This is a genomic window from Oscillibacter acetigenes (assembly GCF_025567605.1).
Classification (GTDB): domain Bacteria; phylum Bacillota; class Clostridia; order Oscillospirales; family Oscillospiraceae; genus Oscillibacter; species Oscillibacter welbionis.
In genome coordinates this window covers 23947-39575 of sequence record NZ_JAOQKG010000003.1, presented here as the reverse complement: position 1 = coordinate 39575, position 15629 = coordinate 23947, and the positions used below count along the sequence as shown (strand labels likewise).

Here is a 15629-nt window from a genome sequence, read left to right as displayed (position 1 = left end):
CGGGGAAGGTGTCATCTACAGCTTACTTCAGCTTTTCCGCCACAAAATCATCCACGGTGGCCAGTGCATCATCCAGCTTCAGCAGGTCACTGCCGCCGCCCATGGCGCTGTCAGGCTTGCCGCCGCCCTTGCCGCCGCAGATGGCGCAGACACTCTTCACCAGGTCGCCGGCCTTGATGCCGCGCTTCACCGCCTCGGGACCGCAGACTGCCAGGAAGGTGATCTTCTCCCCATTGGCAGAAGCCAGCACTGCCACAACATCCGGGGCCTTGTCCCGCAGGAAATCGCCCATCTGCCGCAGGGCGTTCGCATCCATGCCGTTACGGATAGCGGTCAGGACCTTCAGTCCGCCCACGTTCTTGGCGGCGGTCAGGAATTGTCGGGCCTCGCCCAGGGACGCCTCGGACTTGAACTTCTCCAGCTCATGGCGCAGCTCCTTCATCTCCGCTGCCTGCTGCTCCGCCTTGGCGGCCAGCTCACCGGGTGTTGTCTTCAGCACTTGAGCGGCGTGGAACAGCAGCTCCTGATTCCGGTTCATGGTGTCCAGGCTCAGTCGGCCCACCGTGGCCTCGATCCGGCGGACGCCCGAGGCGACGGAGCCCTCGGACTTGATGCGGAAGGGACCGGCCTTGGCGGTGTTGTCCAGATGGGTGCCGCCGCAGAACTCCATGGAGAAGTCGCCCATCTCCACCACGCGGACGATATCGCCGTACTTCTCACCGAACATGGCCACGGCGCCCTTCTTTTTGGCCTCCTCGATGGGCAGCACCTCCGTCGCCACGGGGTAGCCCTCCAGGATGGCGTCGTTCACCAGCTTGTCGATCTGAGCCAGCTGCTCCGGGGTGATAGCCTCAAAGTGCGTAAAGTCAAAGCGCAGCCGGTCCGGCTCCACCAGGGAGCCCGCCTGATGCACATGGTCGCCCAGGACCTTCTTCAGGGCAGCGTCCAGCAGGTGCGTGGCGCTGTGAGCTCGCATGATGGCCTTCCGGCGCTCCACGTCGATGGATGCGGTGACGGTCTCGCCCACGCTGAGGGTGCCGGAGACCACCTTGCCGGAGTGCATGAACTTGCCGCCCTTGTTCTTCTGAACATCCGTCACCTGGAAGGTGCCATTGGGTCCCTGAATGGTGCCGTGGTCTCCCACCTGGCCGCCCATCTCGGCATAGAACGGCGTCTGGTCCAGCACCAGGATGCCCTCCACGCCCTGAGCCAGCTCGTCCCGCAGTTCCCCGTCGGCCACCAGGGCCAGGACTCTGCCCTGCTCGCTGGAGCGATCATAGCCTACGAACTCCGTGGCGGGCATGTCCTTGCCGAACTCGATGCCTGCCCAGCCCAGGTCGCCCAGGGCCTCCCGGGCCTTGCGGGCGCGGACCTTCTGCTCTTCCATCAGAGCCTTGAAGCCCTCCTGGTCCACGGTCATGCCGGCCTCCTCCGCCATCTCCACGGTCAGGTCGATGGGGAAGCCGTAGGTGTCGTACAGCTTGAAGGCGTCAGCGCCGGAGAACACGGTCTCCCCCTGGGCCTTGTGGGCGGAGAGCATATCGTCATAGATCTTCATGCCGGCGTCCAGGGTCTTGGCGAAGTTCTCCTCCTCCGTGCGGATGACCTTGGTGATATAGGCTTGCCGCTCCCGCAGCTCGGGATAGTGGCCCTCGTTCTCATGGACCACGGTGTCGCACACCTCATATAAGAAGGGATGGTTCACTCCCAGCAGCTTGCCGTGCCGGGCGGCCCGGCGCAGCAGGCGGCGCAGCACATAGCCCCGGCCCTCGTTGCTGGGCAGAACACCGTCACAGATCATGAAGGTGGCGGAGCGGATATGGTCGGTGATGACCCGCAGGGAGACGTCGATCTTGTCGCTCTGCTCGTACTTGGCGCCGGTGATCTCGCTGACCTTGTTGGTGATGTTCATGACGGTGTCCACGTCGAACAGACTGGCCACGTTCTGGCTGACGCAGGCCAAACGCTCCAGGCCCATGCCAGTGTCGATGTTCTTCTGCTTCAGCTCGGTGTAGTGGCCCTCTCCGTCGTTGTCGAACTGGGAGAACACCACGTTCCAGACCTCGATATACCGGTCGCAGTCGCAGCCCACGGTGCAGCCGGGCTTTCCGCAGCCCCACTCAGGGCCCCGGTCATAGTAGATCTCGGAGCAGGGGCCGCAGGGGCCGGAGCCGTGCTCCCAGAAGTTGTCCTCCTTGCCGAACTTGAAGATCCGATCCTCGGGGATGCCGATTTCGTCCCGCCAGATGGCGAAGGCCTCATCGTCGGCGGGGGTGGTCTCGTTGCCGGCGAACACGGAGGGATACAGCCGGTCCGGCTCCAGACCCACCCATTCGGGAGAGGTCAGGAACTCCCAGGCCCAGTGGATCGCGTCCCGCTTGAAGTAGTCTCCGAAGGAGAAGTTGCCCAGCATCTCGAAGTAGGTGCCGTGGCGGGCGGTCTTGCCGATGTTCTCGATGTCGCCGGTGCGGATGCACTTCTGGCAGGTGCAGACCCGGTGGCGGGGGGGCTCCTCCTCCCCGGTGAACCAGGGCTTCATGGGCGCCATGCCGGAGTTGATCAGCAGCAGGCTGGCGTCGTTCTGGGGAATCAGGGAAAAGCTGGGCAGCCGCAGGTGTTCTTTTGTCTCAAAGAATTTGAGAAACATCTCCCGCAGCTCGTTCAGTCCGTATGTGGGATGTGCCATAAATGTTCTTCCTCCTAAAAATATCTTTTTATTCTCAATAATATATGATAAATAAAAGCAATACCGCCTGTTATTTCCAGTCGCCGGCATGGTGGGATCCGTCAGCTCCGCCGCGGCCAGCAGCTGCCGGGCCGCCATGCCGATCTTCCGGGGCAGATCCGGCAGTTCCCTGTCCAGCCGTACCTGCAGCTCCACCTGTCCCTTGACCACGCCCCAGATGTTGTTCTCCAGATGCCGGGGCCAGTAAGCCAAGGAGATGTCTCCCGGGTTCGGATGTCCGAACGCCGCGACAATCAACCGGTGCGCCCGAAAGAAAGCCCGATAAGACCGGGCGGTTCCCTTCCAGAAGGGAACCGCCGTCAGCTCCGGCGGCAGTTCCTCCCAGCAGGGAGTGCCCTCCCATCGATCCCACAGAGCCAGCAGTGCCGTCCCCAGCTCCGGAGCCGTCAGCGGCGGGGACAGGGTCTTTACCGCTGCAAGAATGTGCGAAGGCCCGCTCCGGCTGCGGATCACCGGAAACAAAAGGAATCTCCCCTCTGAATCGGAAAAAATCTGGATGCCACCCAGGCGGGACGGGTGCGGAGATTGGGCTCGCTGAAAGAACACCAGTATATCCCCTCTTTTCTAAAGCAGAAAAACCGCCCCTGACGCACGTCAGGGGCGGAAGAACTTCCACGGTACCACCCTGATCTGTCCCATGGGGACATCTCATGTCATCCGCTAACGGGGATGAGCCGTCCCGCTCGCCGCAGGCCGCTCCAAAGTGGCTGCTCCGCGGCGTGGGCAAGGGGCTCGCACCGTCTCCCCTCTCGCTTGGCCGGTCTCGCGAAGCTGGCTTTGTCATAGCTTTTCGCTGTTTTCAGACACAATTATTATAAACGTTTCTGCCCGGTTGTCAACGGGAAAATCACAGGTTTTTTCCCTTGCCTCCGGAAATCCCCGGGACCTTCTTTCCTGTCAGAATGCAGACGCCGTCCGCCACGCACTTGCCACAGCCGATGCAGCTGGTAGGTCCGCTCTTCCGGCTGTACGCCGCCCAACAGTAAAACGCAGTGCCCGCCAGAATGATCCCCGTCGCCAGAATCTCATGCCACGCCATGTTGCAGCCCCCCTTTTTGTTTTTAGTCTACCACACAAAGGGGGCACTTGTCTGTGGCAGCTGCAACAGCCGCAGGCCCAGCAGCGGCAGCAGCTCCGCCGCAGGAGCCGGAAGTTCCGGCAGGGGAAATTCCTGGGGCTCCACCACGCCGCCGCCCGGCCGAGGCAGCTGCCGCTGGACGCAGAGGACCGGTTCCGCCAGGCTGGACAGGGTGAGACTGTCCCTGGAGGACAGGCCATAGGTGACCACCGTCTCCGCCGTGATGCGCTCCAGCGGCGCGGTACAGTCCCCCGGCACCAGCAGCACCCGGCACAGGGCGGCCGTATCCCCCAGCTCCCCGCACCCCCGGCGGGTCAGGACCAGCAGTGGCCAATACTGTTCCGCCAGCGCCTCCGCCCGCTCCGCCCCCAGAACGCCGGGCGGCAGCAGCTTTCTCCACGCCGGGGGACAGCAGAAGATAACTCCCTCCATCAAAACACCTCCCGGCTAGTGTCTGCTGGAGGTTGGATTCCATGCAAAAAATTTGCTCGTCATTTTGCACCTGCCGTGCTATACTGGAACGTAAGATACTGGAAACGGGGTGATCTCCTTGCATTTCTGGGCCCATCTGCGGACCATAAACCGCCACCGGGCACTGGTGCGGAAGTACTGCTTCCGCCTGGGGCTGTACTGGCAGGGCCTGACCCATGACCTGTCCAAGTACGCCCCTGTGGAGTTCTTTGCCGGGGTGAAATACTTCCAGGGGGATCACAGCCCAAACGACGCCCAGCGGAAGGAACATGGATACAGCGCCTCCTGGCTCCACCACAAGGGCCGCAACCGCCACCACTTTGAGTATTGGACGGATTACAGCCCCACCGGCGAGGGGATCGTAGGTGTGGAGATGCCGAGAAAATATGTGGCGGAGATGTTCTGCGACCGTCTGGCCGCCAGCAAGGTCTACCGGGGAAAGGATTTCAATCCCGGTGACCCTTACCAGTTCTATCTCCGGGGCAAGGACCGGCGGCTGCTGATCCACCCGGCCACTGCAGCGCTTTTGGAGACCATGCTTTTAAAGCTCCGGGATGAGGGCGAGGACGCGGCCTTTGCATATATCCGGCAGGAGATCCTGGGAAAGTCCCAGGATGCCCCACCGCCGGACCCCCGGCGCTTTTGACAGGTGCACAGATTGTCCCCCTCCACTGATGCCGAGAAGAGCCGTATGCCGGCGAGCAAACATTGACCATGTTTGCTCGCCGGCATGAGACTGGGCAGCGATTTACTTGATATGGGCGCCGATCTCCGTCAGCAGCCGCAGCAGGGGCCGCCACAGGTCCGGGTGGTGCTCCAGCAGAAAGGTCTGGACCTCCGGGGCCGTCAGGCCGTCTCCCCACAGCAGCACATGGCTGCCGGAGGCGAACTCCCCCACGGCGGTGGGCGCCACGGCGGAGACCGCCACGGCGATCTTGGCGGCAATGGCCGCCACGCCGCCGGCATAGACCCCCACGGCGCTGACCCCCAGGGCCAGATACCCCAGGGCCGCCACGCCGAAAGCCGCCAATCCCCCCGCCACGATGCCCAGGGACAGCATTCCCATGGCCAGCACGCCGAAGGTGAACAGGCCCACCCCCACGATGCCGATGGCCACCACGCCGATGGCGCAGTTGCCGATGGCGATGATGCCCTTGGCCGTGTTATCCATGGACAGTTTCCCGTTCCGGACGAAGCCGAACCGGATAGACACCAGGGGCAGGCCGAAGATCCGGGTCTTGCTGTCGTAGCGGTAGACCCTGCCCTTCACATAATTGGTCAGCTCGTCCACCTTTTTTTCCAGCCGGTCTGCCTGCTTGGAAGAGATTTCCCCGCTTCCGCCGCATGGATTGTCCGGCTCCTCCATCCAGTCCTTCACCAGATAGTCCACGGACACGCCGAACAGCTCTGACAAGGAGATCAACTTCACAAGTTCCGGCATGGCAGTGCCGCCCTCCCACTTGCTGACAGACTGCCGGGTGACCCCCAGGCGGTCTGCCAGCTGCTCCTGGCTCATGCCGGACTTCCGCCGCAGCCCCGTCAATTTCTCGGAAAATGTCATCGGAGAACACTCGCTTTCTCATTTGGATGCCCTTATGATAAGCCACCCGCCGCGCACCTGGCAAGAACGCGGCGGGTGGAACTTTGTCAACTCCAGGTTGCAGCCCTTGAGGCCCAGGGGATTCCAGATTTTTGCCAGGCTCCGGGTGCTATGGCGGGAGTTCCTGCTGCGACGGGCGATGAGGCAGGGTGTTTTACCAGATCCCCAGCAGGTGCTGGACCAGCAGGCTGACGCCGGCAATGGCCACCCAGCAGCAGAAGCCCATGAAGATGGGCTTGCCGCCGGTCTTCACCAGCTTCACGATGTCGGTGTTCAGACCGATGGCTGCCATGGCCATGACGATGAAAAACTTGCTGGCGTTTTTCAGGAAGCTCACCGCAGCCGCAGGGATGGGCAGAACCGTGGTGATGATGGAAGCCAGCAGGAACAGCAGCACAAACCAGGGGAAGATTTTCTTGATGTCCACCTGGGCGCCGCCCTGCTTTCCCTCCCGGCGGGTCCTCAGCAGGGCCAGCACCAGCGTGATGGGGATAATGGCCAAGGTCCGGGTCATCTTCACGATGGCGGCGGTGTCCAGGGTATTGGCGCCGGGATGCATTCCATCCCAGGCGGCGGCCGCCGCAGTGACGGAGGAGGTGTCGTTCACCGCGGTGCCGGCAAAGAGGCCGAAGCCCTCGTTGGAGAGGCCCAGCACACCTCCCAGAGTGGGGAAGATCAGAGCCGCGATGACGTTGAACAGGAAGATCACAGAGATGGCCTGGGCGATCTCCTCGTCATCCGCGCCGATGACCGGGGCAGTGGCGGCGATGGCGCTGCCGCCGCAGATAGAGGAGCCCACGCCGATGAGAGTGGAGATGTTGCTGTCCATGTGCAGGGCCTTATAGAGGGCGAAGGCCACGATCAGGCTGGTGGCGATGGTGGAGACGATGATGGGCAGTGACTGTCCCCCCACCTGTAACACGCTGGAGAGATTCATGCCGAAGCCCAGCAGCACCACCGCCAGCTGCAAAACCTTCTTGGAGGTGTAGGTGATGCCGCTTTTGGCACTTTTCTGATCCTTCCAGAACAGGGCGATCACCATGCCGATGAGGATGGCGAACACCGGGCCGCCCACCACCTCGAACCGCTGGCCCAGCAGCCAGGCAGGCACGGCGATTACCAGACAGATCAGGATACCCAGCGCGTTTTTTTTGACAAATTCCATAATTCGTTTCCTTTCTCTCTTGACAATCGGAGTTGTATCATATCATGCCGTTCAGGATTTGTCAAAAAAATCCGGGGCGGCCTCTGGCCGCCCCGATGATGCAATGCCAGGCTCAGTGGAGGGGGATCTCCGTCTCTCCCCACAGCAGATAGTCCGCTTGAGACAGATCCACAGGCCGGGCGAAGAAGCCGCTCTGCTCCATCCAGCCGCTGCCGCCCTTGCTGAAGCTGCTGGCAACCTCCACCTGCGTCCCATCTTTCAAAACCAGCAGCAGTTCTGTGTCGGGGATAGCTATATCTGAGAATTCCACTACCTCTCCGCTGTCAGCCGTCACAAGCGCCACGGCGTCTCTGCCGTTTTCTGCCGCCGCGGCCTGGACGGCGTTCTCATCGTAGTGATAGCTCCACTGGAGCCCCAGAGGAGAGACCTTCAGACGATCCATGGTCAAGGTGCCGCAGGGCGCCTGTGCCGTGACACCGGCGACATCCACCGCCAGCAGGCTATCTTCCGCCAGACCACCGGAGAGCACGAAGTCAAAATCGCCGGAGAAGATCTCCGTATAGGCCTTCCCATCCGTCTGCTTCCACAGCCCTGGTATGTGGAGGACCTTTCCCTCCAGGTCTCCGTCCGCCAGAATGGAGAGTACCACTGTCAGCGTGTTGTCCGCAGGATCCGGGTCCTCCAGCCAAGTGAACTCCGTGGAATAAGAGATCGCCGGGTCCCCGCCGTCCGGCTCCCGCAGCTCAAGCCACTCGCCGTTCAAAATATCATCGCCGAAGAGCTGGTAGGTTTCATTTTCACCGTCCAAGGGTGGCAGGACCGTGCCCTCTGGGGCCTGAATCTCCAGCATCAGGTAGAATACCCCATCCATGCCGAAGGCCGCCATAGGTGTCATCATGGCTCCGCCTGCGGAGACCGCACCCGACAGGCCGCCGCTGAGGGTGTCCACCACCGCCTGCTCCCCCGGGTCCAGTCTGCCGAAAAAGCTGTCCCATAGCGACGCAGTAACAGCCGCCGCCGTGCCCACCAACAGCACTGCTGCCAGTACCGCCGCCATCCCCCGTTTCATCCACAAGCTCCGGTGCTGGACCGGCGGTCCGGCCTGCTCCGCCATCAGGGCGTCCGTCAGGGCGGACCTCCCCGCTTCCGTGAACTGTACCTGGTCCAACTCACTCTGATAAGCATTCCTATCCATAAGCGCCTCCCAGCATGTTCCGCAATTTTGCCTTGCCCCGGTAGAGATACGTGCTGACCTGACTGGCCGTGCAGCCCATCAACGTCCCGATCTCCGCCGGCTCGTATCCCTCGTAATACCGCAGGTACACCGCCTGGCGGTATCGCTCCGGCAGGGCCTGCACCGCCGCCAGCACAGGCCTCTCCCCCGGCTCCGGCAGATGGACCGCCGCGTGGGCCGCCGCCTCCAACGGCAGGCGCCGCCGGACCCAGGCGGATTTCTTCCAGTCCTTGCAGCAGTTGACGGCCACCCGGACCACCCAGGCCCGCTCCAGCCGCTCCTCCGCAAAGCGGCGGGGACTGGTCAGCAGCTTCAAAAGCACCGTCTGACAGATGTCCTGGGCGTCGTGGACGCTGCCCGTCCAGGTCCAGGCGATCCGCAGCACGGTGTCCGACCACCGCTCTACCAGTTCCTCCGCTTCCGGGCGGGTATATGTGATTTGTTCCGTACAATCAACTCCTTTGCCGGCGCCGTTCTGCTGATAAAACGAATGATGAGGCTGCCATCTGACAGGGACATACAAAAAGCCCGCCGGGAATATCCCGGCGGGCTGACCGAATGTCCGCTTACTGCTCTTCCAGCACGGCCTTGTGATAGACCTTCTTGCCCTTTTTGATGACCGCGCCCTCGCCGCAGCAGTCCTTGCAGCTGAACCTGGCCTCAATATCGGCCACCTTCTGGCCGCAGACCGTGACGCCGCCCTGCTGCACCAGCCGCCGGGCCTCGCCCTTGGAGGCAGCCAGGCCGCACTTTACCAGCAGGGTCAGAATGTCGATCTCTCCCTCGGCGGTGAAATCCTCCCGGCAGAGCTTGGTGCAGGGCATGTTGGCGCTGTCCCCGCCGCCGCCGAACAGGGCGCGGGCGGCCTCCTGGGCCTTGGCGGCCTCTTCCTCGCCGTGAACCAGCTTGGTCAGCTCGAAGGCCAGGATCTCCTTAGCGGTGTTCAGCTGACTGCCCTGCCAGGTATCCATCTCGTCGATCTGCTCCAGCGGCAGGAAGGTCAGCATCCGGATGCACTTGAGCACATCGGCATCTCCCACGTTCCGCCAGTACTGGTAGAAGTCGTAGGGAGAGGTCTTGTTGGGGTCCAGCCACACGGCGCCGCTGGCGGTCTTGCCCATCTTCTTGCCCTCGGAGTTCATCAGCAGCGTGATGGTCATGGCATAGGCGTCCTTGCCCAGCTTGCGCCGGATCAGCTCCGTGCCGCCCAGCATATTGCTCCACTGGTCGTCGCCGCCGAACTGCATGTTGCAGCCCACCGTCTGGAACATGTGGTAGAAATCATAGGACTGCATAATCATATAGTTAAATTCCAGGAAGCTCAGGCCCTTTTCCATCCGCTGCTTGTAGCACTCGGCCCGCAGCATGTTGTTGACGGAGAAGCAGGCGCCCACCTCCCGCAGCAGCTCGATATAGTTCAGCTTCAGCAGCCAGTCGGCGTTGTTCAGCATCAGGGCCTTGCCCTCGCCGAACTCGATAAACCGCTCCATCTGCTTCTTGAAGCAGTCGCAGTTGTGCTGGATGGTCTCCGGCGTCATCATGGAACGCATGTCCGTCCGGCCGGAGGGGTCGCCGATATAGCCGGTGCCGCCGCCGATCAGGGCGATAGGGCGGTTGCCCGCCATCTGCAGCCGCTTCATCAGGCACAGGGCCATGAAGTGGCCCACGTGCAGGCTGTCCGCCGTGGGGTCAAAGCCGATATAGAACGTGGCCTTGCCGTTGTTCACCAGCTCCCGGATCTCCTCCTCGTCCGTCACCTGGGCGATGAGCCCCCGGGCCTTCAGTTCCTCGTAGATCTGCATGATTTGTCTCTCCTTTTGTCCGTTTGTGAAATCTGGGACAGGTATCAAAAACGCCCTCTGTCCCCCAGGGGACAGAGGGCGAGAAGTTCTCGCGGTACCACCTCTGTTCGCGCCGCCCTCGCGGGCAGACGCCTCAGGCCGTGCGAACACACGGCGGCGCTGTAACGGGCGCTCCCGGAGCACGCCTACTGGGCCGAAGGCCGTTTGGGTGCCAGCTCCGCGGTGTATTCGCCGGGCCCTGCCCGCCTCTTTCCACCAGACCAGAGGCTCTCTTGGGGGCGGTCTTCCCGGGTACTGCTCCGCTTCATCACTGTAAGAGGTATTCTAGCCGATTTTTTACAGCTTGTCAACGGGTGGACGGCCTTTCTTTTTGCGGAAGAAATCGTATACACCCTTCTGGCAGTCGTCCTCATCCGCCTGTTCCAGCATCTGGCGGAGACGGCTCTCCGCCTCCTGAAGCGGGGCGCAGGCGCAGGGTGTCCGCCGCAGGATCTCCAGGACCTCATACATCTCGCCGCCGAGCCGCAGATAGAGGTACTTGTACCGGATGTTCTCCTCCGCTTTCTCCTTATAGAACTCCGCTTCCCGCCTGTATGCCTCCGCCGTCTCCAGATCGTCCATTCTGACACCTCCTTAAATTTTGTGTCTATATTCTAGTACGCTTTTTACATAGTAACTCGTTTTGTACTTAAAATCAACTTATATTCTACTGAAATGGAGTTTACTATGAAAAAGCCACGGGACAGTCATCTTGGATTTCGCATGGATAAGGAGACACATGACAAGCTGTTTTATATCGCGGAATATGAAGGACGAACAGGCAGCGGGCAGATTCTTTACCTGATCCGCCGCTGTATCACGGAGTTCGAGCAGGTCCACGGCAAAATCAATCTGGAGGAAGAACTCCGGGACTGAAGGAGCCCCCTCCCGGTCCGGCGCGGTTTTCTGCGCCGGGCTTGATTTTCGCGCCCGCGGCCGCTATGATAGGATACAGATATTTTTCAGAAGTGAGGTGCCCTATGCCCCAGGATCCCAGACAGCGGGACGGCTGCCAATTCACCGCACAGAACATCACAGCGGCCCAGGAGAAGAATCCCTTTGCCAAGATCTCCGACATCGTCTATGAACTGCTGGAGAAGGCCATCTTCTCCTCCGCCATCCCGCCGGGGAGCAAGCTGAACATCTCCAAGCTGGCGGAGCAGATGGGGGTCAGCACCTCCCCGGTGACCCGGGCGGTGGAGCGGCTGGAGGAAAACGGCCTGGTGACCGCCGTCCGCAGCAGCGACAGCAAATACCGCAGCTACTTCGTCTTTGACCTCAGCAGCGAGTCCCTGGAGGACCTGTTCGTGGCCCGGCGGGCCATCGAAGGAGAGGCGGCCTTCCTCTGCGCACAGAAGCGGACTCTGATTGACCTGCCCAGGCTCCAGAAGCTGGCGGACCAGTTCCAGTCCGCCTGGCAGGACTTTGCGAAGGATCTGGATACCGCCCCCACCGCCTCCGAGCGGGCCAAGATCGACCTGGAGTTCCACCACCAGCTGGTGCTGACCACAGAGAACGAGTATCTCATCGACATGTTCGAAACCCTCCAGGGCACCCTTCACTACCTGTCTATCCGCTCCTGCGAGTTCGTTGCCACGGAACAGAAAAAGGACAATCTGATCGTCATGGGCTCCCAGCACGTGGCTATCTGCTCCGCCATCGGCCTGGGGCTGCCGGAGCTGGCTCGCTCCGCCATGGAGCGGCACATCGATTTCTGCTGCAGCCGCTGCCTCATCAACCGCACCTTTCACGCCGCCGGATCCCGCTGACGGCGGAACGAAAGCGCCCCAGGGCAAAGCCCTGGGGCGCTTTCGTTTATAGGAGTGTCGATTTCAGCAAAGTTATTTCTGGGCCGCCAGCTTCTCGTACTGGGCGTACCGGGCGGCGCACTGCTCCTCCGCCTCGGCGAAGAGCTGCTCGGCGATCTGAGGGAAGGTGCGGGTCAGGCCGGAGAACCGGACCTCGCCCATCATGAACTCCCGCAGCTTGCCGTTGGGGGCCTTGCTGTCCAGCTGGAAGGGGTTCTTCCCCTCCGCCGCCAGCTCAGGGCTGTACCGGAACAGGGGCCAGTAGCCGCACTCCACCGCCAGCTTCTGCTCCGCCTGGCTCACCTTCATGCTCTTGGCGATGCCGTGGTTGATGCAGGGGGCGTAAGCGATGACGAGGGACGGGCCCTTGTGGGCCTCGGCCTCCTTCAGGGCCTTCACCACGTGGGCGGGGTTGGCGCCCATGGACACCTGGGCCACATAGACATGGCCGTAGTTCATGGCAATCATGCCCAGGTCCTTCTTGGGGGTCTTTTTGCCGCTGGCGGCGAACTGAGCCACCGCACCGATGGGCGTGGCCTTGGAGGCTTGGCCGCCGGTATTGGCGTACAGCTCGTTGTCCACCACCAGGATGTTCACGTCGATGCCGGAGGCCAGCACGTGGTCCAAGCCGCCGTAGCCGATGTCATAGGCCCAGCCGTCGCCGCCGTACATCCACATGGTCTTTTTCACCAGCTGGTCGGCGTTGTCCCGCAGGAACCGCACGTCGGCGCTGGAGTCGGCGGTCTGGTTCAGGGCGGCGATCAGGGCGTCGGACACGGCCCGGGTCTTGTCGCCGTCGTCGCCGTCTTGCAGCCAGCTCTCCAGGGCGGCCTTCAGGGCAGCGTCGGAGGTAGTGTCCAGGGCAGCCTTGGCGTGGGTCTTGACCTGGTTGCGCTGCTGGTCCACGGACAGGCACATGCCCAGGGAGTATTCGGCGTTGTTCTCGAAGAGGGAGTTGGACAGGGCCGGTCCGTGACCGGCGGAGTCCTTCACCATGGGAATGGAGGGTACGGAGAGGAACATGGCCTGGGCGCAGCCGGTGGCGTTGGCGATGTACATCCGCTCGCCGAACAGTTGGGTCATCAACTTCATGTAGGGGGTCTCGCCGCAGCCGGCGCAGGCACCGGAAAACTCCATCAGCGGCCGCTGGAACTGGCTGCCCCGGACGGTGAACTTGTCCAGAGGATTGGCCTTCTCGGAGAGGGACAGGCAGTGATTCCAGTTGTCCTGCTCCGGCATCTGGGACTCCAGCGGCTTCATCACCAGGGCCTTCTCCCTGGCGGGGCACACGTCGGCGCAGCTGCCGCAGCCCTGGCAGTCCAGGGGATCCACCTGGATGCGGAAGGTGTAATTCTCCATCCCCCTGCCGTTGGCCTTGTGGGTGATGCAGCCGGCCGGGGCCTGCTCCGCCTCCTCCTTGGTAAACAGGAAGGGCCGGATGGCGGCGTGGGGGCACACCAGGGAGCACTGGTTGCAGCCGATGCAGTTGTCCGGCAGCCACTGGGGCACATCCACGGCGATGCCGCGCTTTTCGTACTTGGAGGTCTCCGCCTCCGTCACGCCGTCGGCAAAGCTGAGGAACTTGCTGACAGGGATCTTGTCGCCGGCCTGGGCGTTGACGGGGATCAGCACGTCCCGGACGTAGTCCGGCACACCTGCGGCCTCAGTCTGCTCCAGGGGCTCGTCGGGCAGGTCCTTCCAGCTGTCGGGCACTCGGATCTCCTCCACGGACTGGAGGCCCCGGTCCACAGCGGCGTAGTTCATGTTCAGGACCTTGTCGCCCTTCTTGAAGTAGCTGTGGGTGATGGCGTCCTTCATGTACTGGACGGCCTCATCCACCGGCAGCACGCCGGAGAGCTTGAAGAACGCCGCCTGGAGGACCGTGTTGGTCCGGTTGCCCAGACCCAGCTCCTGGGCGATGGACACGGCGTCGATGGTATAGAACTTCACATGGTTCCGGGCCAGCGTCCGCTTCACGTGGTTGGGCAGATTCCGCTCCAGCTCCTCCCCCTTCCACAGGGTGTTCAGCAGGAAGGTGCCGCCGGGCTTCACCTCGTGGACGATGTCATAGGAGTGGATGTAACTCTGCTTGTGGCAGGCCACGAAGTCCGCCTGGGTGACGTAGTAGGCAGAGCGGATGGACTCCTTGCCGAAGCGCAGGTGGCTTTTGGTGACGCCGCCGGACTTCTTGGAGTCATATTCAAAATACGCCTGGACGTACTGGGGCGTGTTGTCGCCGATGATCTTGATGGAGTTCTTGTTGGCGCCCACGGTGCCGTCGGAGCCCAGGCCCCAGAACTTGCACTCGATGGTGGAGCCGCCGGCGGTGCTGATGTGTTCCCCCACGTCCAGAGAGCGGTGGGTCACATCGTCCACGATGCCCACGGTGAAGTGGTTTTTCTGCTCGCCGGCCATGTTGTCGTACACAGCCTTCATCTGGGCGGGGGTGGTGTCCTTGGAGCTGAGGCCGTACCGGCCGGCCAGCACCTTGATCCCGCTGCGCCCGGCTTCCGCCAGGGCGGTGCACACATCCTCATACAGGGGCTCGCCGATGGCGCCGGGCTCCTTGGTCCGGTCCAGGACGGAGACGGTCTGGACGGTATCCGGCAGCTTGGCCAGGAAGTGGGACACGGAGAAGGGGCGGTACAGATGGACCTGGATCATGCCCACCTTTTCGCCCTGGGCGTTCAGGTAGTCGATGACCTCCCCCAGGGTGCCGCAGACGCTGCCCATGGCGATGACCACCCGGTCCGCGTCCGGCGCGCCGTAGTAGTTGAACAGCTGGTAGTCCCGCCCCGTCAGGTCGCTGACGGCCTTCATGTATTCCTCCACGATGGCGGGCAGGCGGTCATAGGCGCCGTTGCAGGCCTCCCGGTGCTGGAAGAAGGTGTCCGGGTTCTGGACGGTGTTGCGGACCGTGGGATGCTCGCTGTTCAGGGCCCGGGCCTTGAAGCGGCGGACGGCGTCCCAGTCCACCAGGCGGCTCATGTCGTCGTAGTCCAGCACCTCGATCTTCTGGATCTCATGGGAGGTGCGGAAGCCCTCAAAGAAGTGCTGGAAGGGGATGCTGCCCTTGATGGCGGCGAGATGGGCCACGGCGCCCAGGTCCATGCACTCCTGCACGCTGGAGGAAGCCAGCTGGGCGAAGCCCGTCTGGCGGCAGCCCATGACGTCAGAGTGGTCGCCGAAGATGGACAGGCCGTGGGTGGACACCGTCCGGGCGGAGACGTGCATGACACCGGGCAGCATGGAGCCCGCGATTCGGTACATGGGCGGGATCATCAGCAGCAGGCCCTGGGAGGCGGTGTAGGTGGTGGCCAAGGATCCGGTCTCCAGCGCGCCGTGCATGGCGCCGCAGGCGCCGGACTCGGCCTGGAGCTCCATCAGCTTCACAGGCTGGCCGAAGATATTCTTCATGCCAGCGGCGGCCCACTCATCCACGTGGTCTGCCATGGGGCTGGAGGGCGTGATGGGGTAGATCGTCGCCACTTCCGTGAACGCGTAGGAGATATAGGCGGCTGCCTCGTTGCCGTCCATGGTCTTGAATTTCTTGAGGCTCATGCAGTCTCGCTCCTTTTTTCCATCCTCTCGGGGAGGACAGCGTGATTTCCTTTCCTACTTTACCGCAGGGGGATGCCTCCTGTCCAAATCCATGGAATTTATGAAAAATCCCGCGGATTTTCCAC

General features: G+C 62.4%; 13 protein-coding genes and 1 other annotated feature. Of the genes, 3 read left to right on the top strand and 10 right to left on the bottom strand.

All coding sequences use genetic code 11. The features are described 5' to 3' along the window. Positions 1-22: 22 nt before the first annotated feature. The 3 genes from alaS to OCV80_RS06845 all read right to left on the bottom strand — a co-directional run bounded on the left by alaS (position 23) and on the right by OCV80_RS06845 (position 4256). A complete protein-coding gene (alaS, locus tag OCV80_RS06855) occupies positions 23-2686 on the bottom strand; it encodes an alanine--tRNA ligase (RefSeq protein ID WP_267288359.1) in 2664 nt (887 codons plus the stop codon). Positions 2687-3593: 907 nt separating this feature from the next. Beyond that, positions 3594-3785, bottom strand: coding sequence for a hypothetical protein (locus tag OCV80_RS06850; protein WP_021749313.1), 192 nt, complete (start codon positions 3783-3785; stop codon positions 3594-3596). 27 nt (positions 3786-3812) lie between these two features. Continuing rightward, complete coding sequence (locus OCV80_RS06845) at positions 3813-4256, bottom strand: hypothetical protein (protein WP_021749314.1); 444 nt, start codon at positions 4254-4256, stop codon at positions 3813-3815. A gap of 109 nt (positions 4257-4365) precedes the next feature. Between OCV80_RS06845 and OCV80_RS06840 the strand changes: the two genes are divergently transcribed. Further along, positions 4366-4941 (top strand): DUF5662 family protein, encoded by a 576-nt coding sequence (locus OCV80_RS06840; protein WP_025544735.1) that lies wholly within the window; start codon positions 4366-4368, stop codon positions 4939-4941. Between the two features lie 102 nt (positions 4942-5043). Here the strand turns inward: OCV80_RS06840 and OCV80_RS06835 are convergent, their stop codons facing one another. From OCV80_RS06835 to OCV80_RS06810, 6 genes are all read right to left on the bottom strand, one after another. Then, on the bottom strand, positions 5044-5856 hold the full coding sequence (locus tag OCV80_RS06835) for a helix-turn-helix domain-containing protein (RefSeq protein ID WP_119311042.1): 813 nt from the start codon (positions 5854-5856) through the stop codon (positions 5044-5046). A gap of 193 nt (positions 5857-6049) precedes the next feature. Further along, positions 6050-7060, bottom strand: coding sequence for a YeiH family protein (locus OCV80_RS06830; RefSeq protein ID WP_136890653.1), 1011 nt, complete (start codon positions 7058-7060; stop codon positions 6050-6052). 112 nt (positions 7061-7172) lie between these two features. After that, on the bottom strand, positions 7173-8255 hold the full coding sequence (locus OCV80_RS06825; RefSeq protein ID WP_136890654.1) for a hypothetical protein: 1083 nt from the start codon (positions 8253-8255) through the stop codon (positions 7173-7175). Further along, positions 8248-8703: an RNA polymerase sigma factor gene (locus OCV80_RS06820; RefSeq protein ID WP_136891753.1), complete on the bottom strand. Its 456-nt coding sequence runs from the start codon at positions 8701-8703 to the stop codon at positions 8248-8250. The genes OCV80_RS06825 and OCV80_RS06820 overlap by 8 nt, the downstream gene beginning before the upstream one ends. Positions 8704-8860: 157 nt before the next feature. Next, positions 8861-10096: a tyrosine--tRNA ligase gene (gene tyrS / locus OCV80_RS06815; protein ID WP_021749320.1), complete on the bottom strand. Its 1236-nt coding sequence runs from the start codon at positions 10094-10096 to the stop codon at positions 8861-8863. Positions 10097-10167: 71 nt separating this feature from the next. After that, positions 10168-10413 (bottom strand) — a binding site (T-box leader). Between the two features lie 19 nt (positions 10414-10432). Next, positions 10433-10717 carry a hypothetical protein gene (locus OCV80_RS06810; protein WP_025544700.1) on the bottom strand — a complete coding sequence of 95 codons (285 nt, stop codon included), beginning with the start codon at positions 10715-10717 and terminating at the stop codon, positions 10433-10435. Between the two features lie 105 nt (positions 10718-10822). Between OCV80_RS06810 and OCV80_RS06805 the strand changes: the two genes are divergently transcribed. Together OCV80_RS06805 and OCV80_RS06800 are read left to right on the top strand one after the other, a co-directional pair. Next, positions 10823-11011 (top strand): hypothetical protein, encoded by a 189-nt coding sequence (locus OCV80_RS06805; protein ID WP_136890655.1) that lies wholly within the window; start codon positions 10823-10825, stop codon positions 11009-11011. A 104-nt stretch (positions 11012-11115) separates the two neighbouring features. Next, complete coding sequence (locus OCV80_RS06800) at positions 11116-11904, top strand: GntR family transcriptional regulator (protein ID WP_158629660.1); 789 nt, start codon at positions 11116-11118, stop codon at positions 11902-11904. A gap of 72 nt (positions 11905-11976) precedes the next feature. Here OCV80_RS06800 and nifJ read toward each other — a convergent pair whose 3' ends face one another. Continuing rightward, positions 11977-15504 (bottom strand): pyruvate:ferredoxin (flavodoxin) oxidoreductase, encoded by a 3528-nt coding sequence (gene nifJ / locus OCV80_RS06795; protein ID WP_267288308.1) that lies wholly within the window; start codon positions 15502-15504, stop codon positions 11977-11979. Between the last annotated feature and the right edge of the window lie 125 nt (positions 15505-15629).